The organism is Caulobacter sp. P1_D6, from assembly GCF_056406095.1.
In genome coordinates this window covers 1-23,474 of the sequence record NZ_JBFUAW010000003.1, presented here as the reverse complement: position 1 = coordinate 23,474, position 23,474 = coordinate 1, and the positions used below count along the sequence as shown (strand labels likewise).

At 68.6% G+C, this 23,474-nt stretch carries 19 protein-coding genes; 11 read left to right on the top strand and 8 right to left on the bottom strand.

Translation table 11 applies throughout. The features are described 5' to 3' along the window. The 3 genes from prfB to AC1DYP_RS01465 all read right to left on the bottom strand — a co-directional run bounded on the left by prfB (position 1) and on the right by AC1DYP_RS01465 (position 4,982). A protein-coding gene (prfB, locus tag AC1DYP_RS01475) for a peptide chain release factor 2 (RefSeq protein ID WP_477044821.1) occupies positions 1 to 1,114 on the bottom strand; the annotation gives its coding sequence in 2 pieces (ribosomal slippage) (positions 1 to 1,044 and positions 1,046 to 1,114; 1,113 coding nt in all). Between the two features lie 101 nt (positions 1,115 to 1,215). Continuing rightward, positions 1,216 to 3,591: a penicillin-binding protein 1A gene (locus AC1DYP_RS01470; RefSeq protein ID WP_477034893.1), complete on the bottom strand. Its 2,376-nt coding sequence runs from the start codon at positions 3,589 to 3,591 to the stop codon at positions 1,216 to 1,218. 191 nt (positions 3,592 to 3,782) lie between these two features. After that, entirely contained in the window at positions 3,783 to 4,982 is a 1,200-nt protein-coding gene (locus AC1DYP_RS01465) for an N-acetylmuramoyl-L-alanine amidase family protein (RefSeq protein ID WP_477044820.1), read from the bottom strand. 559 nt (positions 4,983 to 5,541) lie between these two features. On the opposite strand from AC1DYP_RS01465, the gene AC1DYP_RS01460 reads away from it, so the two are divergent. From AC1DYP_RS01460 to AC1DYP_RS01445, 4 genes are all read left to right on the top strand, one after another. After that, positions 5,542 to 8,247 carry an Rne/Rng family ribonuclease gene (locus AC1DYP_RS01460; RefSeq protein ID WP_477044819.1) on the top strand — a complete coding sequence of 902 codons (2,706 nt, stop codon included), beginning with the start codon at positions 5,542 to 5,544 and terminating at the stop codon, positions 8,245 to 8,247. Positions 8,248 to 8,394: 147 nt separating this feature from the next. Continuing rightward, positions 8,395 to 9,825, top strand: coding sequence for a M48 family metalloprotease (locus AC1DYP_RS01455; RefSeq protein ID WP_477044818.1), 1,431 nt, complete (start codon positions 8,395 to 8,397; stop codon positions 9,823 to 9,825). A gap of 23 nt (positions 9,826 to 9,848) precedes the next feature. Beyond that, positions 9,849 to 10,586 carry a DsbA family protein gene (locus tag AC1DYP_RS01450; protein WP_477044817.1) on the top strand — a complete coding sequence of 246 codons (738 nt, stop codon included), beginning with the start codon at positions 9,849 to 9,851 and terminating at the stop codon, positions 10,584 to 10,586. Between the two features lie 163 nt (positions 10,587 to 10,749). After that, positions 10,750 to 11,094 carry a hypothetical protein gene (locus AC1DYP_RS01445; protein WP_477044816.1) on the top strand — a complete coding sequence of 115 codons (345 nt, stop codon included), beginning with the start codon at positions 10,750 to 10,752 and terminating at the stop codon, positions 11,092 to 11,094. 1 nt (position 11,095) lies between these two features. Here the strand turns inward: AC1DYP_RS01445 and AC1DYP_RS01440 are convergent, their stop codons facing one another. Beyond that, positions 11,096 to 11,905, bottom strand: coding sequence for a thiazole synthase (locus AC1DYP_RS01440; RefSeq protein ID WP_477034887.1), 810 nt, complete (start codon positions 11,903 to 11,905; stop codon positions 11,096 to 11,098). Between the two features lie 45 nt (positions 11,906 to 11,950). Continuing rightward, a complete protein-coding gene (thiS, locus tag AC1DYP_RS01435) occupies positions 11,951 to 12,151 on the bottom strand; it encodes a sulfur carrier protein ThiS (RefSeq protein WP_477034886.1) in 201 nt (66 codons plus the stop codon). Positions 12,152 to 12,230: 79 nt separating this feature from the next. Between thiS and AC1DYP_RS01430 the strand changes: the two genes are divergently transcribed. The 4 genes from AC1DYP_RS01430 (at position 12,231) to aat (ending at position 15,317) form a co-directional block, all read left to right on the top strand. Further along, positions 12,231 to 12,674 (top strand): type II 3-dehydroquinate dehydratase, encoded by a 444-nt coding sequence (locus AC1DYP_RS01430; RefSeq protein ID WP_310078814.1) that lies wholly within the window; start codon positions 12,231 to 12,233, stop codon positions 12,672 to 12,674. 40 nt (positions 12,675 to 12,714) lie between these two features. Further along, on the top strand, positions 12,715 to 13,227 hold the full coding sequence (accB, locus tag AC1DYP_RS01425) for an acetyl-CoA carboxylase biotin carboxyl carrier protein (RefSeq protein ID WP_477034885.1): 513 nt from the start codon (positions 12,715 to 12,717) through the stop codon (positions 13,225 to 13,227). Positions 13,228 to 13,232: 5 nt separating this feature from the next. Next, positions 13,233 to 14,576 carry an acetyl-CoA carboxylase biotin carboxylase subunit gene (accC, locus tag AC1DYP_RS01420; RefSeq protein ID WP_477044815.1) on the top strand — a complete coding sequence of 448 codons (1,344 nt, stop codon included), beginning with the start codon at positions 13,233 to 13,235 and terminating at the stop codon, positions 14,574 to 14,576. 84 nt (positions 14,577 to 14,660) lie between these two features. Continuing rightward, positions 14,661 to 15,317 carry a leucyl/phenylalanyl-tRNA--protein transferase gene (gene aat / locus AC1DYP_RS01415; RefSeq protein WP_477044814.1) on the top strand — a complete coding sequence of 219 codons (657 nt, stop codon included), beginning with the start codon at positions 14,661 to 14,663 and terminating at the stop codon, positions 15,315 to 15,317. Here aat and AC1DYP_RS01410 read toward each other — a convergent pair. Both AC1DYP_RS01410 and AC1DYP_RS01405 read right to left on the bottom strand, forming a co-directional pair. After that, positions 15,254 to 15,904, bottom strand: coding sequence for a DUF2155 domain-containing protein (locus AC1DYP_RS01410; protein WP_477044813.1), 651 nt, complete (start codon positions 15,902 to 15,904; stop codon positions 15,254 to 15,256). The two genes, aat and AC1DYP_RS01410, sit on opposite strands and share 64 nt — an antisense overlap. A gap of 34 nt (positions 15,905 to 15,938) precedes the next feature. Further along, on the bottom strand, positions 15,939 to 16,334 hold the full coding sequence (locus tag AC1DYP_RS01405; RefSeq protein WP_477034881.1) for an NADH:ubiquinone oxidoreductase subunit NDUFA12: 396 nt from the start codon (positions 16,332 to 16,334) through the stop codon (positions 15,939 to 15,941). 262 nt (positions 16,335 to 16,596) lie between these two features. Here AC1DYP_RS01405 and AC1DYP_RS01400 point away from each other — a divergent pair, with 262 nt between their 5' ends. The 3 genes from AC1DYP_RS01400 to AC1DYP_RS01390 all read left to right on the top strand — a co-directional run bounded on the left by AC1DYP_RS01400 (position 16,597) and on the right by AC1DYP_RS01390 (position 20,970). After that, positions 16,597 to 19,368 carry a TSCPD domain-containing protein gene (locus AC1DYP_RS01400; protein ID WP_477044812.1) on the top strand — a complete coding sequence of 924 codons (2,772 nt, stop codon included), beginning with the start codon at positions 16,597 to 16,599 and terminating at the stop codon, positions 19,366 to 19,368. Between the two features lie 69 nt (positions 19,369 to 19,437). Further along, positions 19,438 to 19,932: a pentapeptide repeat-containing protein gene (locus AC1DYP_RS01395; protein WP_477034879.1), complete on the top strand. Its 495-nt coding sequence runs from the start codon at positions 19,438 to 19,440 to the stop codon at positions 19,930 to 19,932. A gap of 96 nt (positions 19,933 to 20,028) precedes the next feature. Next, complete coding sequence (locus AC1DYP_RS01390) at positions 20,029 to 20,970, top strand: pentapeptide repeat-containing protein (RefSeq protein WP_477044811.1); 942 nt, start codon at positions 20,029 to 20,031, stop codon at positions 20,968 to 20,970. Between the two features lie 63 nt (positions 20,971 to 21,033). Here the strand turns inward: AC1DYP_RS01390 and aspS are convergent, their stop codons facing one another. Then, complete coding sequence (aspS, locus tag AC1DYP_RS01385) at positions 21,034 to 22,872, bottom strand: aspartate--tRNA ligase (protein ID WP_477044810.1); 1,839 nt, start codon at positions 22,870 to 22,872, stop codon at positions 21,034 to 21,036. Between the last annotated feature and the right edge of the window lie 602 nt (positions 22,873 to 23,474).

Here is a 23,474-nt window from a genome sequence, read left to right as displayed (position 1 = left end):
CTAGGCGTCGCGGGTCGCCCCGACCCGCTGGGCCAGCGAGGCGCCCATGAAGGCGTCCAGGTCGCCGTCCAGCACGCCCTGGGTGTCCGACGTCTCGACGTTGGTCCGCAGGTCCTTGACCATCTGGTAGGGCTGCAGGACGTAGCTGCGGATCTGGTGACCCCAGCCGATGTCGGTCTTCTGGTCTTCCAGCGCCTGTTGCGCGGCCTCGCGGCGTTGCAGCTCGGCCTCGTAGAGCCGGGCGCGCAGCATCTTCCAGGCTTCCTCGCGGTTCTGGTGCTGCGAGCGGCCGGCCTGGCAGGCCACCGCGATGCCGGTCGGGATGTGCGTCAGGCGCACGGCCGAGTCGGTCTTGTTGATGTGCTGACCGCCGGCCCCGGAGGCCCGGTAGGTGTCGGTCCGCACGTCGGACGGATTGATATCGATCTCGATGGTGTCGTCGACCACCGGATAGACCCAGGCCGAGGCGAACGAGGTGTGGCGCTTGGCGGCGGCGTCGTAGGGGCTGATGCGCACCAGGCGGTGCACGCCGGCCTCGGTCTTCAGCCAGCCATAGGCGTTCGCGCCCTTGACCAGCAGGGTCGCCGACTTGATGCCGACCTGGTCGCCCGAGGTCTCTTCGACCAGCTCGACGCTCATCTTGTGGGCGTTTGCCCAGCGGCTGTACATGCGCAGCAGCATGCCGGCCCAGTCGCACGACTCGGTGCCGCCGGCTCCGGAGTTGATTTCGACATAGCAGTCGTTGCCGTCGGCCTCGCCGGACAGCAGGGCCTCGAGTTCGGCGCGACCGGCGCGTTCCTTCAGGTCCTTGAGCTGGGCGCGGGCGTCCTCCAGCAGGGCTTCGTCGCCCTCCATGTCGGCCAGCTCGGCGTATTCGAGCGCGTCCTTCAGGCCGGTTTCCAGCACCTGCACGGCCTCGACGCGCGCGGCCAGGGCTGCGCGTTCGCGGGAGACGGCCTGGGCTTCCGACGGGCGGTCCCACAGGGTCGGGTCTTCGACCCGGGCGTTCAGCTCATCGAGCTTGCGTAGGGCGACATCCCAGTCAAAGACGCCTCCTGAGCAGTCCCACGGACTGCTCGATGTCAGCCGCGGAGGCCTCGACATCCGGTCTCATCACGTAACTCCGTGACAGTGTTGAAGGGCGCGGGATGTAGCCCGCCCCCGGAGTCGGCGCAATGACCCGGGGGCGATTGCCCAGCGATTAGTAGAATCCGATTAGTAGAGCCCGCTGATGTCGGGCGCCTGGGTGGGCGGCTTGGCGGGGCCTTGAGTGGGGGCCGGGCCGATCTGGCCGCCGGGCCAGGCGTCGCCGTAGGGCTGGGGTCCGGTGCTTTCGGTCGGCACGACGACCTTGGGCTCGGTGCCCGGACGGAAGGCCTCGCGAATGCCGCGGACCATGGCGAACTTGGCGTTCTTCGGCACCTTGAACTCGGTCTTCGGCTGGTTCTTCAGGGCCTCGCGCATGAAGTCCATGAAGATCGGCACGGGTCCGGTCGCGCCGGTCTCGCCCTCGCCGAGCGAGCGGTTGTCGTCGAAGCCGATGAAGACGCCGACCACCAGGTTGGGCGAATAGCCCATGAACCAGGCGCTGCGATATTCGTTGGTCGTGCCGGTCTTGCCGGCCAGCGGATAGCCCAGCGAGCTGGCCTGGGCGGCGGTGCCGCGCTGGACCACGCCCTGCAGCATCGAGGTGATCTGATAGGCCGTGATAGGGTCCATGACCTGTTCGCCCAGCGCCGGGATGCGCGGGCTCTCGTCGCCGTTGAAGCCGGCGTTGCAGCGGACGCAGTCGCGCTTGTCGGCGCGGAAGATCACCTTGCCCTCCCGGTCCTGCACCAGTTCGATCAGGTGCGGTTCGACCCGGCGGCCGCCGTTGACGAACGGCGTATAGGCCGTGGTCAGCTTGAACGGCGTGGTCTCGCCCGCGCCCAGGGCCATGGCCAGCACCGGGGCCATTTCATGGGTGATGCCGGTCTTCTTGGCGGTCTCGACGATCTTCTTCATGCCGACGCTCTGGGCCAGGCGCACGGTCATGGCGTTGATCGACTGCTCCAGGCCCTTGCGGAGCGGCAGGGCCCCATAGAACTTCTTGTGGTAATTCTCCGGGCTCCAGTCCTCGCCGTTGGCCCCCTTCAGGGTGATGGCGCTGTCGACCACCACGCTGGCCGGCGTGTAGCCGTTCTCCAGGGCCGTGGCGTAGACGAAGGGCTTGAAGGCCGAACCGGGCTGACGCATCGCCTGGGTCGCGCGGTTGAAGTTCGACAGCGAGTAGCTGTAGCCGCCGACCAAGGCCACGACGCGGCCGGTATAGGGCTCCATCGCCACCAGGGCGCCGTTGACGATCGGGGTCTGGCGCAGGCGATAGTTCGCCGAGCTGTCGGACTTCTCGACGAACACCAGGTCGCCGACCTTCAGGCCCTTGGTGGCGTTGGCCCAGGCCATGTCCTCGCCGGCGATGGCCCCCTCGCCTTCGCCCTTGGCCAGGCGGACGCCGCCCGAGGCCGAGGTGACGATGGCCGCACGCCAGCCGCGGCGCTCCGACGGCGGAGCCCTCTTCAGCGCTTGCTTCTCCCAGTCCGCGTCGAGGGTCTCGACATGGCCCCAGGCGCCGCGCCAGCCGTGGCGGCGGTCGTACTTCTCCAGGCCTTCCATCAGCGCCACGCGGGCCGCGGTCTGCAGCTTGGGGTCCAAAGTGGTGCGCATGTAGTAGCCGCCCTCGTTGAGGCGCGGGCCGAGGGTGGCCACGCCGCGTTGGCGCACTTCCTCGACGAAGTAGTCGGCGTCGCGGTACTTGGCCCGGCTGGGCGCGGCCTGGACGATCAGGTCCTCGGCCATCGCCTTGCGGGCGTCGTCCTGGCTGATCCAGCCCTGCTCGGCCATCTGGCCCAGGATCCAGTCGCGGCGGGCCTTGGCCTTCGCCTTGTTCCGGATCGGGTGATAGTTGTCCGGTCCCTTCGGCAGGGCGGCCAGATAGGCGCTCTCGGCCAGGGTCAGCTCCGGCAGCGACTTGCCGAAATAGTTGTAGGCCGCCGCGCCCACCCCGTAGGAGCGGTAGCCCAGCCAGATTTCGTTGAGATAGAGCTCGAGGATCTGCTGCTTGGACAGCGATTGCTCCAGGCGGTGCGCCAGGATCGCCTCTTTGAACTTGCGGCCGATCGTGGCGTCGCTGGTCAGCAGGACGTTCTTGGCCACCTGCTGGGTGATCGTCGAGCCGCCTTCCAGCCGTCGGCCCCGAGCGGCGTTGCCGACGTTGTTGAGCATGGCGCGCGAGAAGCCGCCGACGTCGACGCCGCCGTGCTTGAAGAAGTTGTGGTCCTCGGCCGCCAGGAAGGCCTGGGCCAGTTGGGGCGGGATCTGGTCGTAGGGCACGAAGATCCGGCGCTCTTTGCTGTATTCGCCGATCAGGGTGCCGTCCCAGGCGTAGACGCGCGTGGCGGTCGGCGGCCTGTAGTCCTGCAGTTCGCCCGCGTCGGGCATGTCGTGGAACAGCCAGGCGGCGTAGATGGCGATGGTGAAGCCGGCCACGGCGATCGCGGACAGCACCGCGACGCCGGCGATGGCGATCCATCGTTCTCTGGGCTTCAGATCCACGCAGCCTCCGTCGGGCGACGCACTTTCGCCCGCTCCGTTCGAATCCTCTAGAGCGCGATCGGCAAAAACGTAAGCTGTTTTGCGGTCGCAGGGATTGGCCACGTCCGACGCGTCTTCCCCCAGATGGCTCTAGCGCGCATCGGGCAAGGCGCCAACGGCTCTCGCCGGTCCAGCGAGCAGAAGCCCTTCGCCTAGCGGGCGGCTAGGCGGGTCTGGGTCTGGAAATAGGATTCGATCGAGCCGGCGACGGCGTCCATCAGCCGGTCGCGGCCGGACGAGGTCTTCAGAAGCTGCTCGTCGTCGACATTGGTGATGAAGCCCATTTCCAGCAGCACGGCCGGCACGTCGGGGGCCAGCAGCACGATGAATCCGGCGTCGCGATGGCTGCGGCGCAGCAGGGTCGTCTCCTCGCCCACCGACTGCAACAGGGTTTCGGCGAAGGCGGCCGAGCGGTTCTTGGTGGCGCGTTGCGAAAGATCCAGCAGGATCTGGCTGACCGCGCGATCGCGGCCCGGCAGATTGGCCTTCATCAGCCAGTCGTCCTTTTCGAGCACCCGCGCCACGCGCTCGGTGCCCTTTTCCGACAAGGTGTAGACGCTGGCGCCGCGGGTCGTCGCGTCGGGACCCGAATCGGCGTGCAGCGAGATGAACAGGTCGGCGTCGGCCCGGCGAGCGATCTGCACCCGGGATTCCAGCGGCACGAAGGTGTCCGACTGGCGGGTCATGACCACGGTGTAGCGGCCGGACTTCTCCAGCTTGGTCTTCAGCGCCTTGGCCGCGGCCAGGGTGACGTCCTTCTCGGCGGTGTTGGCGCCGGACGATCCTGGATCCTTGCCGCCGTGACCGGCGTCGATGACGATGACCTTCTTCAGGCGCAGGGCCGAGGCCTTCACCGGCGTCGAGACCAGGGTCGGCTTCAGGACCGGCGCCTGGAGCGCGCCCGGCGCGTCCGTGGACTTCAGGTCGATGACGTAGCGATAGGCCGACGCGCCGTCGCCAGGCGGCAGCAGGAAGCGGCGGCGGACCTCGGCGTTGGCCTTCAGGTCGAGGCGCAGTCGCGCGCCGCCGGCGGCTTCGTCGATCGCCCAGCGCTCGACCAGCCCCTGGCCCGAGCCCTGCAGATCGCCGGCCGTCGTGACATTGGGCAGGCCGATCACCACACGGCGATCCGTCGCGCCGTCGGCCAACAGCTTGCCGGTGGCCGCGCGATCCAGGTCGATGACGATGCGGGTTTCGTTGCGGTCGCCGCCGAAGCGGACCTTCTGGACGCCAGCGGCTGGCGCCGGGCCCTGGGCCATGGCCACGGCGACGCCGGCCAGGGCCAGGCCGCCGACGATCATCGCCGCCCGCGCCCATCCTGTCCTCGCAGCCGAGATCAGAACCCTGCTCATGTCGTCCGTCGCCCCCAGGCGCTCAACCTAAACCCAAAAACCGATATCCGCATGTTTCGGTAGAGAAAGCGTTAACCTCAAACGCGACATGGCCGCGCAGGTGCGGATCGTCGAGCGCTTTTCTTTTACCGCGCGATGTTGCTAGACTATGGTCCGCGCGCTGAGCGCCGTGATCGTCATGGCGGAAAGCGTGAGCGGTTCCTATCTCGCGGACGTGCTTGCATTCTTAAGGATGCAAATCGCGGTCGCGGCCGGAACCGCCGGACTGAAACGAGTTTGGGCTCGATTACCAGCGTGAGGCGCGAAGCCTTCGCCTGGATCGTCCCGCAGGGCCCGCGTCGGACCCTTAAGCCGCTCCGGCGTCGACGCTCCATCCGATCCGCGCCCCCCGGCGCGTTTAAGGAACACAGAAACCTTATGGGCTGCGCCGCACCCGACCGCCTTTGGCGACCGACCTTCCGCAACCGCTTCGGCGGGGCGACGGGCGGTGACGTGCGCGCCTTTCAATCATATCGGCGCCCGGACCTAGCGTCCGCCGCGCGCCGTGGAGATACCCTTTATGTCGAAGAAGATGTTGATCGACGCCGCCCACGCCGAAGAGACGCGTGTGGTGGTCGTGGATGGTACGCGGGTTGAAGAGTTCGATTTCGAGAGCCAGACCCGAAAGCAACTCCGAGGAAATATCTATCTCGCCAAGGTGACCCGCGTTGAGCCCAGCCTCCAGGCTGCGTTCATCGAGTACGGCGGCAATCGCCACGGCTTCCTCGCCTTCAACGAAATCCACCCGGATTACTACCAGATCCCGGTCGCCGACCGCGAAGCGCTGATGCGCGACGATTCGCACGACGACGAGGACGATCACCAGCACGCCCGCGAGGACAATGACGGCGACGCGGTCGACGACGAGGAAGACGCCGTCGAGGAAGAACTGGCGCGCCGCAAGCGCCGCCTGATGCGCAAGTACAAGATCCAGGAGGTGATCCGCCGCCGGCAGATCATGCTGGTCCAGGTCGTCAAGGAAGAGCGCGGCAACAAGGGCGCGGCCCTGACCACCTACCTGTCGCTAGCCGGCCGGTACGGCGTCCTGATGCCCAACACCGCCCGTGGCGGCGGCATCAGCCGTAAGATCACCACGGTCACCGACCGCAAGCGCCTCAAGAGCGTCGTGCAGGGCCTGGACGTGCCGCAGGGCATGGGCCTGATCGTCCGCACGGCCGGCGCCAAGCGCACCAAGGCCGAGATCAAGCGCGACTACGAGTACCTGCTGCGTCTGTGGGAGAACATCCGCGACAACACGCTGCACTCGATCGCTCCGGCGCTGATCTACGAGGAAGAAGACCTCGTCAAACGCGCCATCCGCGACATGTACGACAAGGACCTGGAGGGCATCTGGGTCGAGGGCGAGGCCGGCTACAAGGAAGCGCGCGACTTCATGCGCATGCTGATGCCGAGCCAGGCCAAGAAGGTCTTCCCGTATCGCGAGCCGGCGCCGCTGTTCGTCAAGCACAAGATCGAAGACCACCTGGCCCAGATCTATTCGCCGGTCGTGCCGCTGCGCTCCGGCGGCTATTTGGTGATCAACCAGACCGAGGCCCTGGTCGCCATCGACGTCAACTCGGGCAAGGCCACGCGCGAGCGCAACATCGAAGCCACCGCGCTGAAGACCAACATGGAAGCGGCGGAAGAAGCCGCCCGCCAGTTGCGTCTGCGCGATCTGGCCGGCCTGATCGTCATCGACTTCATCGACATGGATGAAGGCAAGAACAACCGCGCCGTCGAGAAGGTCCTCAAGGACTCCCTCAAGGACGATCGCGCCCGCATCCAGATGGGCAAGATCAGCGGGTTCGGCCTGATGGAGATCAGCCGCCAGCGTCGCCGCACCGGCGTGCTGGAAGGCACCACCCACGTCTGCGAACACTGCGACGGCACCGGCCGCGTCCGCTCGGTCGAATCCAGCGCCCTGGCCGCCCTGCGCGCGGTCGAGGTCGAGGCCCTGAAGGGCGGCGGCGCCGTCACCCTGAAGGTCAGCCGCCCGGTCGGCATCTACATCCTCAACGAAAAGCGCGCCTATCTGCTGCGCCTGCAGCAGACCCACGCCCTGTTCGTCACGGTCCTGGTCGACGACAGCCTGCACCAGGCTGAACACGACATCGATCGCACCGAGCTGGGCGAGCGCCCTGCCCCGCAGATCTTCGCGCCGATCGAGCCGGACCCCGTCTATGACGACGAGGCGTTCGACGACGAGGAAGAAGACGAAGACGAAGAGATCGTCTCCGAGGACGAAGACGAGAGCGAAGACGACGCCGCGCCCCGCGCCGCCCGTCCGGCTCGCGCCGAACCGGCCGAGGATGAAGCTGGCCGTCGCGGCCGCAAGCGCCGCCGTCGCGGCGGTCGTCGCGACGAGCGTGACGAAGCCCCGGCCGAGGCCGCCGGCGACGAAGACGAGGAAGACGCCGAAGGCGCTGACCGCGCCGAGGGCGACATCGAGGGTGAGGACGAGGAATCGCGCCGCCGTCGTCGCCGTCGTGGACGTCGCGGCGGTCGTCGCGGCGGTCGCGAGGACGGCGATCGTCCGGCCGACGCCTTCGCCTGGACCCGTCCGCGGGTGCCGTTCGGCGAGAACGCCTTCGTCTGGCACGACCCGGCGGAACTGGACGGTCGCGGCGCTCGCCCCGAGCGCGCCGAACGTCCGGAACGCCCTGAGCGCCCGGAACGCGTGGAAGCCCCGGTGGCGGAACGCGCCGAGCGTCCCGAGCGGGCCGAGCGCGGTGAACGCGGCGGTCGTCGTGGACGCGGTCGTGGCGAACGCGGCGAGCGGACCGAGGCGTCCTCCGAGACCTTCGGCGCCGAACGCACCCCCGCCCAACGCGTCGACGTCGCCGAGCTGGAAGCCGCCCCGCTGCCGCCGCCCGTGATCGAAGGCCCGCCGGCCGACGTCTGGGTCGAACTGCCGCCGCAGGACGAAGCCCCCAAGAAGGCGCGTCGTCCCCGCAGCCGCGGCCGCAAGACCGGCGACGCCGAGGTTTCGGCCGAAGCGACTGTCGAAACGCCCGCCGTCGAAGCGGTCGAGGAAACGCCGCTGGTCGCGGCCGATGTCGAGGTCGAGGCTCCGGTGGCGGTCAAGGCCGCCCCGGAACCGATCGCCGAACCGGAACCCGTCGCGGTCGCCGCGGCGGAGCCGGCTCCGGTCGTGTCCGAACCCGATCCGGCCGAAATCGTGACGCCGCCCGAGAAGCCCAAGCGCGGCTGGTGGCGTCGCGGCTAAAATCCCTGAATGCAGCCCCGGCGGGACCCTGGTCCCGCCGGGCTTTGCACCTATATCCGCGGATGCTCGTTCGACGGATGTTCCCAGGTCGTCGAGAACCGCGTTAGACTGCCGGCTTGAGCGCGGGGGCGCGATCAGGAGAGTTCGATGACCTCCCGGATAAGGGCGGCTTCCGAAAGATTGTCCAGGAAAACGGGATCGGCGCTGTCGGCGCTGGCCTTGCTGACGGCCATCCTCGCTCCGGTCGCGCCGGCCCACGCGCAGGACGGCCCTTCGCTGATCCGCGACACCGAGATCGAGGAAATCCTCCACCGCGACGCCGACCCGATCTACGCGGCGGCGGGACTGGATCCGAAGACGGTCCGCATCCTGCTGGTGGGCGACAAGGAACTGAACGCCTTCGCCACCCAGGGCCTGATGATGGGCCTCAACACCGGCCTGATTCTGCAGACCGAGACGCCCAACCAGTTGAAGGGCGTCATCGCCCACGAAACCGGGCACTTGGCCGGCGCGCACCCGCTGCGTTCGGGCGAGATGATGCGGGCCGGCCTCAAGCCGATGATCCTGACCATGGGCCTGGGCGTCCTGGCCGCCCTGGCCGGCGCTCCGGACGCCGGCGCGGTCCTGCTCGGCAACGCCAGCTACTTCGGCCAACTGGGCGCCCTGGGCTACAGCCGCGACCAGGAATCACGCGCCGACCAGGCCGGCGCCGGCTTCCTCGAAGCCACCGGCCAGTCGGGCCGCGGCCTCGTCGAGTTCTTCGACAACTTCCGCTACCAGGAGGTCTTCGACCAGTCGCGGCGCTACGCCTATTTCCGCAGCCACCCCCTCTCGGGCGACCGGATCGACGCCCTGCGCAGCCGCGTCGAGAAGCTGCCGCACTACAACGCCGTCGACGATCCCGCCTCCCTGGCCGAACACGAGATCATGAAGGCCAAGCTGGAGGGGTTCCTCAATCCCGGCATCGCGATCACGAAGTACAAGGAAAACGACCGGGCCTTCCCGGCCCGTTACGCCCGGGCCATCGCCTATTACCAGATGAAGGAGCCCGACCGGGCCCTGAAGATCCTGGACGGCCTGATCACCGAGAACCCGAACAATCCCTACCTCTGGGAGCTCAAGGGCCAGATTCTGTTCGAGTTCAACCGCGTCAAGGAAGCCGAGGAGCCCCAACGCCGCTCGGTGGCGCTGAAGCCGGACGCCGCGCTGCTGCGCGTCAATTTGGGCCAGACCCTGATTGGCCTCGACGACCCCAAGAAGGTCGAGGAGGGCATCAGCGAACTGAAGCGCTCGCTGCTCGACGAAAGCGACAATTCCGTCGCCTGGCGCCTGCTGGCCCAGGCCTACGACAAGCGCGGCGAGGACGGCCGGGCGCGCCTGGCTACCGCCGAGCAGTATTTCAACATGGGCGCAACCCAGGAGGCCCGGGTCTTCGCGATGCGGGCCCGTGAACTGCTCAAGAAGGACAGCGTCGAATGGCGTCGCGCCACCGACATCGTCCTGACTTCCAATCCTTCCAACCAGGACCTCAAGGACTTGGCCAAGGAAGGCGCCGTCACCTCGGGCCTGCGCCGCTAGGCCGCCCCTTTCCAGAGATCTCCATGCCCCTGTCGCTCCGTCCGATGGCGTTCGCCGCCGCGTCCATCGCCGCTCTCTCGCTGATCGGCTGCGGCCAGGCCAACGCCGACAAGGCGTTCGGCGAGAAGGTGCACGCCTATCTGATCGAGCACCCCGAGGTGCTGGTCGAGATGAGCACCAAGCTCCAGGAAAAGCAGACCGCCGAGAAGACCAAGAACGCCAAGAGCGCGATGAACAAGTATCGCCAGGCGCTGGAACGTGATCCGCGCGATTTCGTGGCCAATCCGAACGGTTCGGTCACCGTCGTCGAGTTCTTCGACTACCGCTGCGGCTACTGCAAGCTGGCCGCGCCGCAGATCGTCGAGCTGATCCAGAAGAACCCCGACGTGCGCTTCGTGTTCAAGGATTTCGTGATCTTCGGCCACGACTCCGAAGTCGCCGCGCGCATGGTCCTGGGCGCCAAGGACCAGGGCAAGACGATCGAGCTGCACAAACGCCTGATGGCCGAGAAGAGCCTCGACGAGGCCAGCGTCCTGCGCATCGCCCAGGACCTGGGCATCGACATGGCCAAGGCCCGCGCCTCGGCCACGTCCGCGGCCACCACCCAGCACCTGGCCGACACCCACGCCCTGGCCGAGGCCCTGGCCATCGAAGGCACGCCGGCCTTCTTCGTCGGCGACCAGATGATCCCCGGCGCCGACATGCACGCCCTCAAACTGGCGATCGAACAGGCCCGGGCGGGCAAGGCCAAGAAGGTCTAGCGCCCCCGAGCGGCGGGGCAGATCTGGCCGGCCCGGAAGGAACTGCTCGGCCAACTCTGCCGTGGGGCTCGGCAAGCTTTCGGCAACCTATTGAAATCCCTGAGACGCAAAGCGCGCACGGCTCTTGCTTGGCATGACCCGCCCTCTTACGGCGGAGATTTCCATGCTCGTTTCCGGTCCCAGCATCCTGGCGTCTCTCGCCGCCGCGACCCTGTCGAAGATCAACGCCGCCACGGCCGCCAAGCCGGCGACTTCGTCGTCCGATCCGCTGGCCGCCGGGCCCGCGAAGTCGGCCAAGGACGAGTTCATGGACTACGCCAAGCTGACGCCGGCGCAGAAGATGCGCGCGGCCATGCTGGCGAAGATGGGCGTCACCGAAGAGCAGATGAAGGCGATGAGCCCCGAGGAGCGCCAGAAGATCGAGGACGAGCTCAAGAAGCAGATCAAGGAGCAGGTCCAGAACGATCCCGCCATGAAGAAGGGATCGCTGCTCGACGTGAAGGCCTGACCTAGATCAGGCCCGCCAGCGGCGAGCTGGGATCGGCGTAGAGCCGTTTCTGCATCCGCCCGGCCAGATAGGCCTCGCGACCGGCGATCACCGCGTGCTTCATGGCCCGAGCCATGCGGATGGGGTCCTTGGCCTCGGCGATGGCCGTGTTCATCAGGATCGCGTCGCAGCCCAGCTCCATGCCGATCGCGGCGTCCGAAGCCGTGCCGACGCCGGCGTCGACCAGGACCGGCACCTTGGCGTTCTCGACGATGATCCGCAGGTTCACGCGGTTCTGGATGCCCAGGCCCGAGCCGATCGGCGCGCCCAGCGGCATGATCGCCACCGCGCCGGCCTCTTCCAGCTTGCGGCAATAGACCGGATCGTCCGAGCAATAGACCATCACCTGGAAGCCCTCGGCGACCAGCAGCTTCAGCGAGCGCAACGTCTCTTCCATGTCCGGATAGAGCGTCTTGGGGTCGGACAGCACTTCCAGCTTCACCAGATCCCAGCCGCCCGCCTCCCGGGCCAGGCGCAGGGTGCGCACGGCGTCCTCGCCGGTGAAGCAGCCCGCCGTATTGGGCAAAAACGTGAATTCGGTGGGTTTGACGTAGTCGACCAGCAGCGGCTGGGTCGGATCGGTCAGGTTCACGCGACGCACGGCCACCGTGACGATCTCGGCCCCCGCCGCCTTCGCCGCCGCGGCGTTGGTGGCGTAGTCCTTGTACTTGCCGGTGCCGACGATCAGTCGCGAACGGAAAGTGCGGCCGGCGACGGTCCACGTATCTTCGGAAACGGGGACGGCGGATTCGGGGGAGACATGCGCGTTCATGGGGCCGGTTTACGCCTCCGCGCCCCGGGTTTCAAACCCGCAGACCTAGCCGCCGCCGATGAACGTCACGATCTCGATTCGGTCGCCGTCGGCCAGGCGCACGTCGGCATAGGTCGAGCGCGGCGCGATCTCGAGATTGCGCTCCACCGCCACCTTGCGGGCGTCCAGGCCCAGGGCGGACACCAGATCCGCGATGCTGACGACGTCGGCGATATGCCGTTCCTCGCCGTTCAAGAGAAGCTTCATGTCACCTCCGAAGCGAGCCCTGCTTGTGACGCGGGGGAACCGGCTATACAAGACCTCCCGGAATCGACGGCGGAGCCGAATGGTAAAACCGATCCATGTGCTGAGCGGACCCAACCTCAACCTGTTGGGAACGCGCGAGCCCGAGATCTACGGCAAGGACACGCTCGACGATGTCCGTACGCGCTGCGAGGCGCGCGCGGCCGCTCGGGGCCTTTCCGTCGTCTTCCGGCAGAGCAATCACGAAGGCGTGCTGATCGACTGGGTCCAGGAGGCCCGGACGGAAGCCTGCGCGTTGGTGATTAACCCGGCGGGCTACGGCCATACGTCGATCGCTCTCCTCGACGCCCTGAAGACCTTGAACATCCCGGTCATCGAGTGTCACCTGTCCAACCCGGCGGCGCGTGAAGATTTCCGCCGCCACACCTTCGTTTCGCTCGCCGCGACCGGGATTGTCTCCGGCTTCGGCGCGGCGAGCTATGAACTGGCGATCGAGGCCGCTGCCGGCCTGATCGGCGCGAACTAGCCGGCGACCCCGGCTTCAGAAGACAGCAAGGTAAGCTTCCATGTCCAATCCCAAGGCCCCCGCCGATCCGGTCGAGACTCCGTCGATCGACGCCCGCCTGGTCCGCAAGCTGGCCGACATCCTGAAGGACACCGGCCTGTCGGAGATCGAGGTCGAGCACGCCGGCCTGAAGATCCGGGTCGCCCGCGAACTGACCGTCGCCGCCCAGGCCACCCAGTACGTCCAGGCCCCGGCCGCCCAGGCCTATGCGCCCGCCCCGGCTCCCCTCGCCGCCGCGCCCGCCGCTGAAGCCGCCGCGCCCGCGCCGGCCGCCCACGCCGGCGAAGCCGTGAAATCGCCGATGGTCGGCACCGTCTATCTGTCGCCCCAGCCCGGCGCCGACGCCTTCATCAAGGTGGGCGACACCGTGAGCGCCGGCCAGACCCTGCTGATCGTCGAAGCCATGAAGACCATGAACCCGATCTCGGCCCCGAAGGCCGGTAAGGTTGTCGAAATCCTGGTGGCAGACGCCCAGCCCGTCGAGTTCGGCGAGCCGCTCGTCATCGTCGAGTAATCGGCATGTTTGACAAGATCCTCATCGCGAACCGAGGCGAGATCGCGCTTCGGGTTCACCGCGCCTGCAAGGAAATGGGCATCGCCACCGTGGCGGTCCACTCCGAGGCCGACGCCAATTCCATGTGGGTGCGGCTGGCCGACGAAAGCGTCTGCATCGGCCCGGCCTCGGCCGCCAAGAGCTACCTGAACATCCCGTCGATCATCGCGGCCGCCGAGATCACCGGCGCCCAGGCGATCCACCCGGGTTACGGCTTCCTGTCCGAGAACGCCCGGTTCGCCGAGATCGTCGGCGCGCACGGCTACACCTTCATCGGGCCCAAGCCGGAACACATCCGGATGATGGGCGACAAGATCACCGCCAAGCAGGCCGTCAAGGACGCGGGCATCCCCGTGGTTCCCGGCTCGGACGGCGGCGTGTCGACCGAGGAAGAGGCCTTCGAAGCCGCCGAGAAGATCGGCTTCCCCGTGCTGATCAAGGCCGCTTCCGGCGGCGGCGGTCGCGGCATGAAAGTGGCCCAGACCCGCGAAGACCTGGCGGAAGCCGTCTCCACGGCCCGCTCGGAAGCCCGCGCCGCCTTCGGCGACGACACGGTCTACATGGAGCGCTACCTCCAGAAGCCGCGTCACATCGAGCTGCAGGTCATCGCCGACAGCCATGGCAACGTGGTGCACCTGGGCGAGCGCGACTGCTCGCTGCAGCGTCGTCACCAGAAGGTGCTGGAAGAAGCCCCCTCGCCCGCCCTGGGCGCCGCGGACCGCGCCAAGATCGGCAAGATCGTCGTCGACGCCGTCAAGGCCATCGGCTACCTCGGCGTCGGCACCATCGAGTTCCTGTGGGAGAACGGCGAGTTCTTCTTCATCGAGATGAACACCCGCCTGCAGGTCGAGCACCCGGTCACCGAAGCCATCACCGGCATCGACCTGGTGCGCGAACAGATCCGCATCGCCGCCGGCCTGCCGCTGTCGTTCACCCAGGACGAGGTGGTGTTCGAAGGCCACGCCATCGAGTGCCGGATCAACGCCGAGAACGCCCGGACCTTCACGCCGTCGCCCGGCACCATCACCGACTTCCACGCCCCCGGCGGCCTGGGCGTGCGGCTGGATTCGGCGATCTACACCGGCTACGCGATCCCGCCCTATTACGACAGCCTGATCGGCAAGCTGATCGTCCATGGCCGCGATCGCGAGGAGTGCATCGCGCGCCTGCGCCGTTGCCTGGGTGAAATGGTCGTCGGCGGCATCGAAACCACGATCCCGCTGTTCCAGGACCTGCTGGTGCAGCCCGACATCCTGGCCGGGGACTACGACATCCACTGGCTGGAGCGCTGGATCAAGGCGCAGGGCTGACCTTAAAATCGTCGTCATCCCCCGACTTGTTCGAAGGGATGACGACGCTTCGGGATCAGGCCCACCTGGGGTTCACGGCCAGCCATGGATGACGACGCCTTCACGGTCGATGATCTCATCGCCTGCTACGAGCGCGGCGTCTTCCCGATGGCGGACGCCCGCCAGGACGAGAGCATCTTCCTGATCGACCCGGAACGCCGGGGCGTGCTGCCGCTGGACGGCGTGCACGTCCCGCGCCGCCTGGCCCGCACCGTCCGGGCCGAACCGTTCGAAATCCGCATCGACTCCGCCTTCGACGCCGTCGTCGAGGCCTGCGCGACCGCGCGGCCGGGCAGGCTCGAAACCTGGATCAACAATCCGATCCAACGGCTCTACAGCCAGCTGTTCGCGCGCGGCCTGGCCCACAGCGTCGAATGCTGGGACGGCGAGGAGCTGGTCGGCGGCCTCTACGGCGTGGCGTTCGGGGCGTGCTTCTTCGGCGAGAGCATGTTCTCGACCCGCCGCGACGCCAGCAAGGTGGCGCTGGTCCATCTGGTCGGTCGTCTGGTCGCCGGCGACTACCGGCTGCTGGACACCCAGTTCATCACCGAGCATCTCGAACAGTTCGGAACGGTGGAGATCTCGCGCGCCGACTATCGCCGCCGGCTTGGCCGGGCCTGGACGGCCCAGGCCGACTTCTATCGGCTGGCGGCCGGGGCCACCGGAGCCGAGGTCTTGCAGGCGATCAGCCAGGCGTCATAGACCGGATGCTCCAGCGGGTTCAGACCCGGTGAATTGGCGTACATCCAGCCCTTGTAGATCTGACGTCCGGGCGGCGCCACGCGGCCCGGCAGGGCCTTGGGCTGGGTGTCGACGGTGACATAGGCCACGGAGTCCGGGGCGTCCTCGTCGGGCGCGGTCGTCTCGCAGGCGCGGACCGTGAACACCAGGGTCTTGTAGCGGATCGGCTGGCCGACCGGCGCTTCGAACCGCATCGTCTCGGTCGTCACCTTGTCCAGGGCCTGGATGATGGCGATCGACGAGCGCGCGCGCTTGATCGGTTCCGCGGGCTTCTCGGGCACGGTCACCACGGGCTTGGCGGCCGGCGCTGGCGGAGCAGGCCCCTTGACGGCCGGTGTGGGCTCGGTCGCTGGGGCGGGCTGTTGGGCGGCGGGTTGGGCTGCCGGCGCAGGCGTAATAGGGCGCGCGCCAGGTCCCTGGCGGGACGGCTGCGGCGCGACCGTCGGCGCGGGGGCCGTCGGCGGCGTCTGGGCGGCAGGCGGTTGCTGTGGCGCGTTCTGCAGCGCCCAGGCGCCGCCGCCGACGAGCGAACCCGCCAGGGCCAGCATCGCCACGCTCGTCGAGGGCCGCCGGATCGTCATCCTATTCTGGCGACCAGGGCTTGTAGTCGCTGGTGGCGACTGCGCGCTCGCCGCCACGGGCCAGCGAGCCCTTCGGACGCCAGGCGTAGATGGTGCCGGTCAGGTTGGGATGGTGATCCTTTTCCCAGCTGCGACGCTTCAGCGGCGCCGTGGTCGGCGGCTCGTCGAACGTATAGTGCAGCCAGCCGCTCCATTCGGGCGGGACCTTGGAAGCCTCGGCGTAGCCGTCGTAGATCACCCAGCGACGCTTGCGGTCGTCATAGCTGTCGCTGTTGTCGCGGGCCTCGAAGTAGCGGTTGCCGTAGTCGTCCTGGCCCACGAACACGCCACGACGGCTAATGTGGAAGCGCTGACCGATGGTCGCACCGTTCCACCACGTGAAGATCGCTTTCAGCACCGCGTCAGCACCAATCTCGCAAAGGTCCCAGATCTGGAAGGGTCCAGAATCCGGGAGGGTTTCGGGCAACGCAAAGGCGTTGCGAAGCGGCCGGACTATAGGTCGGCGGCCTTCCAGCGTCCAGCATCCGGCGCGAGGTCGCCATATCAACATCTTGTGGATCGAGGGGTTGCGGCGCCCCACATCTATTGAAGGGCGCTGTTCGGCGATCTAGGATGGCTAATTCTTGGCGCACCCTGGCGCCCAGGCCGCGGAATCGCCCATGCGCATCCAGTCCCGACACCCCGCCTCCGCCCCGCGCATCGCGTTGCGCGAGATCGAGCGCGCCGACGCCGTCATCGAGGTGCTGGCGCCCGAGGGCTGGACCGACGCGCGGGTCGAGGCCTGGCTGGACTGGGCCGTCCAGGATCAGAACGACAAGGCGTTCGACGCCGAGGCGCCGCTGGGCGGCGGTCCGGCCCGCTACGCCGATCGCCTGGCCAGGACCGGCCTTTCGGACGGTCTGTTCGGCGACGACGCCGACGCCGACGCCTTCCGCGACGCCTTGCTGGCCACCATGCTGACCGGCGTCGCCTCGCCCGTCGGAACGCCCGCCGCAGCCCAGCGCCTGCCTGACATCGGCGAGATCGAATTCAAGCGCGTCGCCGAAGGGCATCTGGCCCGTTGGCGTTCGGCGCGACTGGCCGTCAAGGCCGCCGCCCGCCTCGACGCGGCGCTGGCCCAGGTCGGCGACGCCGTCGAGCGCTGCCATGGCGACGCCAAGGCCTGCGCCGATCCGTCCAAGAACAGCGCCCTGGGCCGCGCCACGCGCCGGGCCCGGGACCTGGGCGCCGACGACCGCATGATCCTCGACGCGATCGCCCTGGCCGGCGCGCCACGCACGGGTCTGATCGAGTCCGACGTCCAAACCCCCGCCCCCCTCGTGGCCTCGGCCTCGCGCCAGGGCGTGGCCGCCGTCGACGAAGCCGCCTCCGCCGCCGCCCAGATCGGCTGGGAGACCAGCGCCCTGATCCTGGCCCTGGCGCCCGAGGACGCCGAGGCCCTGGCCCGGGGCGCGCCGGTCCGCGCCGCCATCGACGTCACCGCCTTCCAGCACGACGAGACCTTCGACTCCGCCGGCTTCAACCAGGTGGTGGGGCTGTGGGCCACGGCCCTGGAGATCGAGCGCGGCGACCGCCCGGCCGAAATCGGCCTGGCCGGGATCGGCGACTGGCTGCTGGTCCAGGGCCTCTCGGCCGCCGGCGACGCCGGACGCGACGCGGCCTCGGCCCTCTGGGCCCTGACGGTCGGCGCCGCGCTCAGCGCCAGCGCCGAGACCGCCGCGGTGCTCGGCGTCGACCCCGCCTTCGCCCAGGAGCGCCAGACCGTGCTGCGCGGCCTGGCCGAGCGCCGCGTGCGCGCCGCCGCCCTGCGCTCGCCCCTGGCCTCGGAAGCCGCCGCCGCCCTGGCCGTCRCCCATGGCCTGGCCCGCAAGCACGGCCTGCGCTCGTCGCGTCTGGTCGCCGCCTTCGCCGACCCCGAAACCGCCCTGCGCCTGGGCGGCAAGGCCCTGGGCCACGCCGCCGCCGCCGCGCCCGTCTCGACGGCGCAAACCGCCGACGGCCTGCTGGTCCCCACCTTCAGCGCCGCGGCCCACGTCTGCCTGACCGAAGCCGGCGCCGACTTCGACGCCGCCCGCCGTCACGCCATGGGCCACGGCTCGCTGGCCGAGGCTCCGGCCATCGACCACATGGTCCTGCAGGCGCGCGGCTTCACCGCCCACGAGATCGAACAGGCCGAGGACGCCCTGCGCCACGCCGACGGTCTGCGCGCCGCCTTCGCCCCGGCCGTGATCGGGGCCGGCTTCCTCAGCGACGTGCTGGGCGTTCCCGCCGAGGCCCTGGCCGATCCCAGGTTCGACACCCTGGCCTTCGCCGGCTTCTCCGAGATCGAGATCGAGGCGGCCGAACGCCACGCCCTCGGCGCGCGCCGGTTGTCGGACTGCGAAGCGCTGGAGGGCGAATTGCGCGCCCTGTTCGCCGCCATCGAAGCGCCGGTCCTGGCCGATCGCCTGGCGATGATCGCCGCCGTCGAGACCTTCACCTGCCTGGCGGTCCCGGCCGTGCTGGACGTGCCGTTCGACGCCCGCCCCGCCGACGCCGCCCGTCTTCAGGCCGCTGCGGCTCGCGCCGGGGTCCGGGCCCTGCGCCTGAACCGCACCGCGCCGCCCGCGGGCTTCACCCTCCCCTTGCCCGAGGCCGAAGCCGAAGCGCCCAAGCCGGTCCGTGCCGAGGCCTCCGTCGCCGAGACTCCCGCCGTCCAGGTCAAGGAACGGATCGTCGAGCGTGTAGTCGAGCGGATCGTGGAACGTGGCGGCCGCGCTCGCCGCAAGCTGCCCGACCGCCGCAAGGGCTATATCCAGAAGGCCGCGGTCGGCGGCCACAAGGTCTATCTGCACACCGGCGAGTACGAGGACGGCGAGGTCGGCGAGATCTTCATCGACATGCACAAGGAAGGGGCCGCCTTCCGCAGCCTGATGAACAATTTCGCCATCGCCATCTCGATCGGCCTGCAATACGGCGTGCCGCTGGACGAGTTCGTCGACGCCTATGTCTTCACGAAGTTCGAGCCGGCCGGGCCGGTGACGGGCAACGACTCCATCCGCTCGGCGACCTCCATCCTCGACTATATCTTCCGCGAGCTCGGGGTTTCGTATCTGGGCCGCGACGACCTGGCCAACGCCGATCCGGGAGAGTTCAACGCCGACGGCCTGGGCCGGGGCGAAGGCGTCGAGGACGGCGCTATCGAGGCCGAGCCCCTGCCCGCCAGCAAGTTCATCTCCAAGGGCTTCTCGCGTGGCGCGGCGCCGGACAATCTGGTGTTCCTGCCGTTCGGCGGCCGTCGCGATCAGGAGCCTCGTCCCGCAGGCTCCAGCGGCGATGTCTGCCCGTCGTGCGGCGACCTGGCGCTGAGCCGCAAGGGCGGGCTGGTGGTGTGCGACAGCTGCGGAACCCAGGCCGGCGACGGCTCCCGGGGCGAAAGCGACGCCGGCTAGGCATTTGCTTGGCCTTAAGCTTGCAAGGTCATGCTTAATCGCCGTTCCCGCCGAAAGACCCGCGCCACAATGAAACCGCTGCTCTCGATCCTCGTCGCCGCCGGTCTGCTGATCGCCGCCGCGCCCGCGTCGGCCCAGAACGCCGGCCAGATCGCCAAGGTCCGGGGCGGCGCCAACTGCCCGGGCTGCAACCTGTTCCAGGCCGATCTGTCGGGCAAGGTGCTGAAGGGCAAGAACCTGGCCGGGGCCCGCCTGCGCCAAGCCGATCTCAGCCTGGCCGAGATGAACCGTACCAGCTTCGCCGGCGGCGACCTGCGCGACGTCAATTTCTACGGCGGCGTGTTCGGCGGGGCCAGCTTCGCGGGCGCCAACCTGACCAACGCCAGCCTGGTCGGCGCCTACCTGGAAGGGGCCAACTTCCGGGGCGCGACCCTGACCGGGGCGAACCTGTCCGGAGCCGAGATGGACCGCGCCGTCGGCCTGTCCCAGGCCCAGCTGAACCGGGCCTGCGGCGATCTGTCCACCCGCTTGCCACGCGGGTTTTCCGTGCCCGCTTGCCGTTAAACTTCCGTCATTACCGCGATTTAAGTGGCGCTTGAGAGCCGCCGGTCCCAAATCGTAACCCATACGGTCGCTTATCTGACCGGTCTGGAGGTTTTGATGTCCCGCTTGCGGATCACTGTCGCCGCTCTGTCGCTCGCCCTGTCGGCCATGGCTCATCAGGCCTATGCCGGGGTCGAGGACAAGGACGTGGCCAAGATGATCTCGCTGGGCGGCGCCTGCGTGAGCTGCGAGCTGTCGGGCCGCAAGCTGACCGGCGCGCGTTTCACCGGCGCCAACTACGCCAAGGCCAATCTGATCGGCGCGGACCTGCGCGGCGCCAGCTTCTTCGGCTCCAACTTCACCGGCGCGGACCTGTCGCGGGCCGATCTGCGCGGCGCCGAGATGCGCGGCGCCGGCTTCTCCCACGCCATCTTCACCGACGCCAAGCTGTCGGGCATCGAGAGCAGCGGCGCCAACTTCATCGGCGCCGACCTGGGCCGGGTCGACCTGTCCAGCAGCGAACTGCACGGCGCCAGCTTCCAGGGCGCGAACCTGGAGCGCGCCAACCTGTCGAGCAGCGAGCTGATCGGCGCCAACATGCAGGGCGTCAGCGCCAAGGGCGCCAACTTCAGCTCGGCCGAGCTGAACGCCAGCAACATGAGCGGCGGCAATTTCGAGCGGGCCAGCTTCCGCGACGCCGAGTTCACCGGCACCACCCTGCGCGGCGCGATCTTCAACGGCGCCGACTTCCGGGGCGCGGACCTCTCGGGCGCCAGCCTGAACGGGGCCGACCTGTCCAACGCCCGGGGGCTGGACCAGGACCAGCTGGACGAGGCCTGCGGCGACCAGGCCACCCGGCTGCCGCGCGGCCTGGTCGTCCGCAACTGCGGGGTCAATGTCCGGGTTCGCGTCAGCCCCAGCTTCCAGCGCGCCCAGGCCGAAGCCGCCCGGGCCGAGGTGGAGGCGCACCGCGCCGAGATCGAGGCCGCGGCCCGCGTGTCCGCCTCCGCGCCCAGGCCGCCGAAGCCGCCCAAGCCGCCGAAAGAGCCGAAGTACTAGGCCCGGCTCAGGCCCTGAAATTCAAAAGGCCCCGGTGTGAACCGGGGCCTTTTTCTTTGGTCGCTACACCTTGATCGGCGGGGCCGAGCGGATGTGCAGTTCCTTGTACTGGCGGTCCTGGGCCTCGGCCGGGGCGTTCATCAGCAGGTCCTGGCCCTGCTGGTTCAGCGGGAAGGCGATGACCTCGCGGATGGCGACCTGCTCGGCCAGCAGCATGACGATCCGGTCGATGCCGGGGGCCAGGCCGCCGTGCGGCGGGGCCCCGAAGCGGAAGGCGTTCAGCATGCCGCCGAACTGCTCCTCGACCACCTCGGCGCCGTAGCCGGCGGTCTCGAAGGCCTTGAGCATGATCTCCGGCTTGTGGTTCCGGATCGCGCCCGAGCACAGCTCGTAGCCGTTGCAGACGATGTCGTACTGGTAGGCGCGGATGGTCAGCGGGTCCTGGGTCTCCAGGGCCTCCAGGCCGCCCTGCGGCATCGAGAACGGGTTGTGCGAGAAGTCGACCTTTTTCTCGTCCTCGTTCCATTCGAACATCGGGAAGTCGACGATCCAGCAGAACTTGAACTGCTCCTCGGCCACCAGCTTCAGCTCGGTCCCGACCCGGGTGCGGGCCAGGCCGGCGAACTTGGCGAACACGGCCGGGTCGCCGGCCACGAAGAAGGCGGCGTCGCCCTTGCCCAGGCCCAGCGACTCCATCAGCGCCTGGGTCGGCTCGCCCAGGTTCTTGGCGATCGGACCGCCCCAGCCGCCCTGGTCTTCCGACCAGAAGACGTAGCCCAGGCCCGGCTGGCCTTCGCCTTGGGCCCACGAGTTCATGCGGTCGCAGAAGGCCCGCGAACCGCCGGTCGGGGCCGGAATGGCCCAGATGGCGTTCTTGGCGTCCGCGCCCAGGATCTTGGCGAACAGGCCGAAACCGCCGTCGCGGAAGTGCTCGGAGACGTCGGCCATCTTGATCGGGTTGCGCAGGTCCGGCTTGTCACTGCCGTACCAGGCCATCGACTGGGCGTAGGTCAGGCGCTCGAAGCCCTTGTGCTCCAGCGTCGCGCCGAAATCGTTGGTGAAGGTGTGGACGCCGTCGATCGGCGACACCGGCTTGCCGCCCGAGAACTCCTCGAACACGCCGTGCATCACCGGCTCGATGGCCGCGAACACGTCTTCCTGGGTCACGAAGCTCATCTCGACGTCGAGCTGGTAGAATTCCAGCGAACGGTCGGCGCGCAGGTCCTCGTCGCGGAAGCACGGGGCGATCTGGAAGTAGCGGTCGAAGCCCGAGACCATCAGCAGCTGCTTGAACTGCTGGGGCGCCTGGGGCAGCGCGTAGAACTTGCCCGGATGCAGGCGCGAGGGCACCAGGAAGTCGCGCGCCCCTTCCGGCGACGACGCCGTCAGGATCGGGGTCTGGAACTCGTTGAAGCCCTGGGCGAACATCCGCGAGCGGATCGACTGGATCACCTTGCTGCGCAGCACGATGTTCTTGTGCAGGGTCTCGCGACGCAGGTCGAGATAGCGGTGCTTGAGGCGGATTTCCTCGGGGTAGTCCGGCTCGCCGAACACCGGCAGCGGCAGCTCGGCGGCCTCGGACAGCACCTCGACGGCGGTGACGCGGATCTCGATCTCGCCGGTCGGCAGGTTGGGGTTCACGACGCTGGCGTCGCGGGCCACGACCTCGCCGTCGATCTTGATCACGCTCTCGGCGCGCAGGCGCTCGACCGTGGCGAAGCCCGGGGTTTCGGGGTGCAGCACCAGCTGGGTCAGGCCGTAATGGTCGCGCAGGTCGATGAAGACCAGGCCGCCGTGGTCGCGCTTGCGGTGGATCCAGCCCGACAGGCGGACGGGGTTTCCGGTGTCGGAGGCCCGCAGGGCGCCGCAGGTATGGGTGCGATAGGCGTGCGTCGAGGTCATGGAAAGTCTTTGAAACGCGATGATTTGCAAGGCGCGGAAAGGCGCATGAGGGGGCGTGGATGTCAAGGATTCTGGGGCGAGGTCCGTCCTTCCAGATCCAAACCCTCCCCCTGTGGGGGAGGCGATCGCGCAGCGATCGGTGGGGGGAGTTTTAGGGGCGTCGATCCGGGGTGTGGCCATCTGCCGATCACGCCCCCCTCCGTCGGCTGCGCCGACACCTCCCCCACAGGGGGAGGGCCTTGGAGGCACGGCTCGCCGCCTCACGCGACTGCTCGCTGAGCTGATGGAAAGGGTCGCGGAGCGCCGGACGACGTCCGGAGTTCTTTGTGTTGTTACCGTTTCGACGAAGCCGACCGCTCCGCGCCATCGTTATCCGCCAGCATCCGGTGGGCAGCCCTGTTGAGGCTTAGCCGGAYCCGGRASCRMCCCTTTCGRGCCAGTCCCAGCCGCCGAGGGCGCGGGCCAATGGGCAATACACGCGCTTTGTCCCCGTTCGACGCCGACGGCGGGCGGGGCCTGCAACGCCAGGCTCCCCGGACACGCTGAAGTAACCCCCTCCAGCCCARTCCCGCTCGATCGCCCCCCGCCGCCGCATCGGTCGC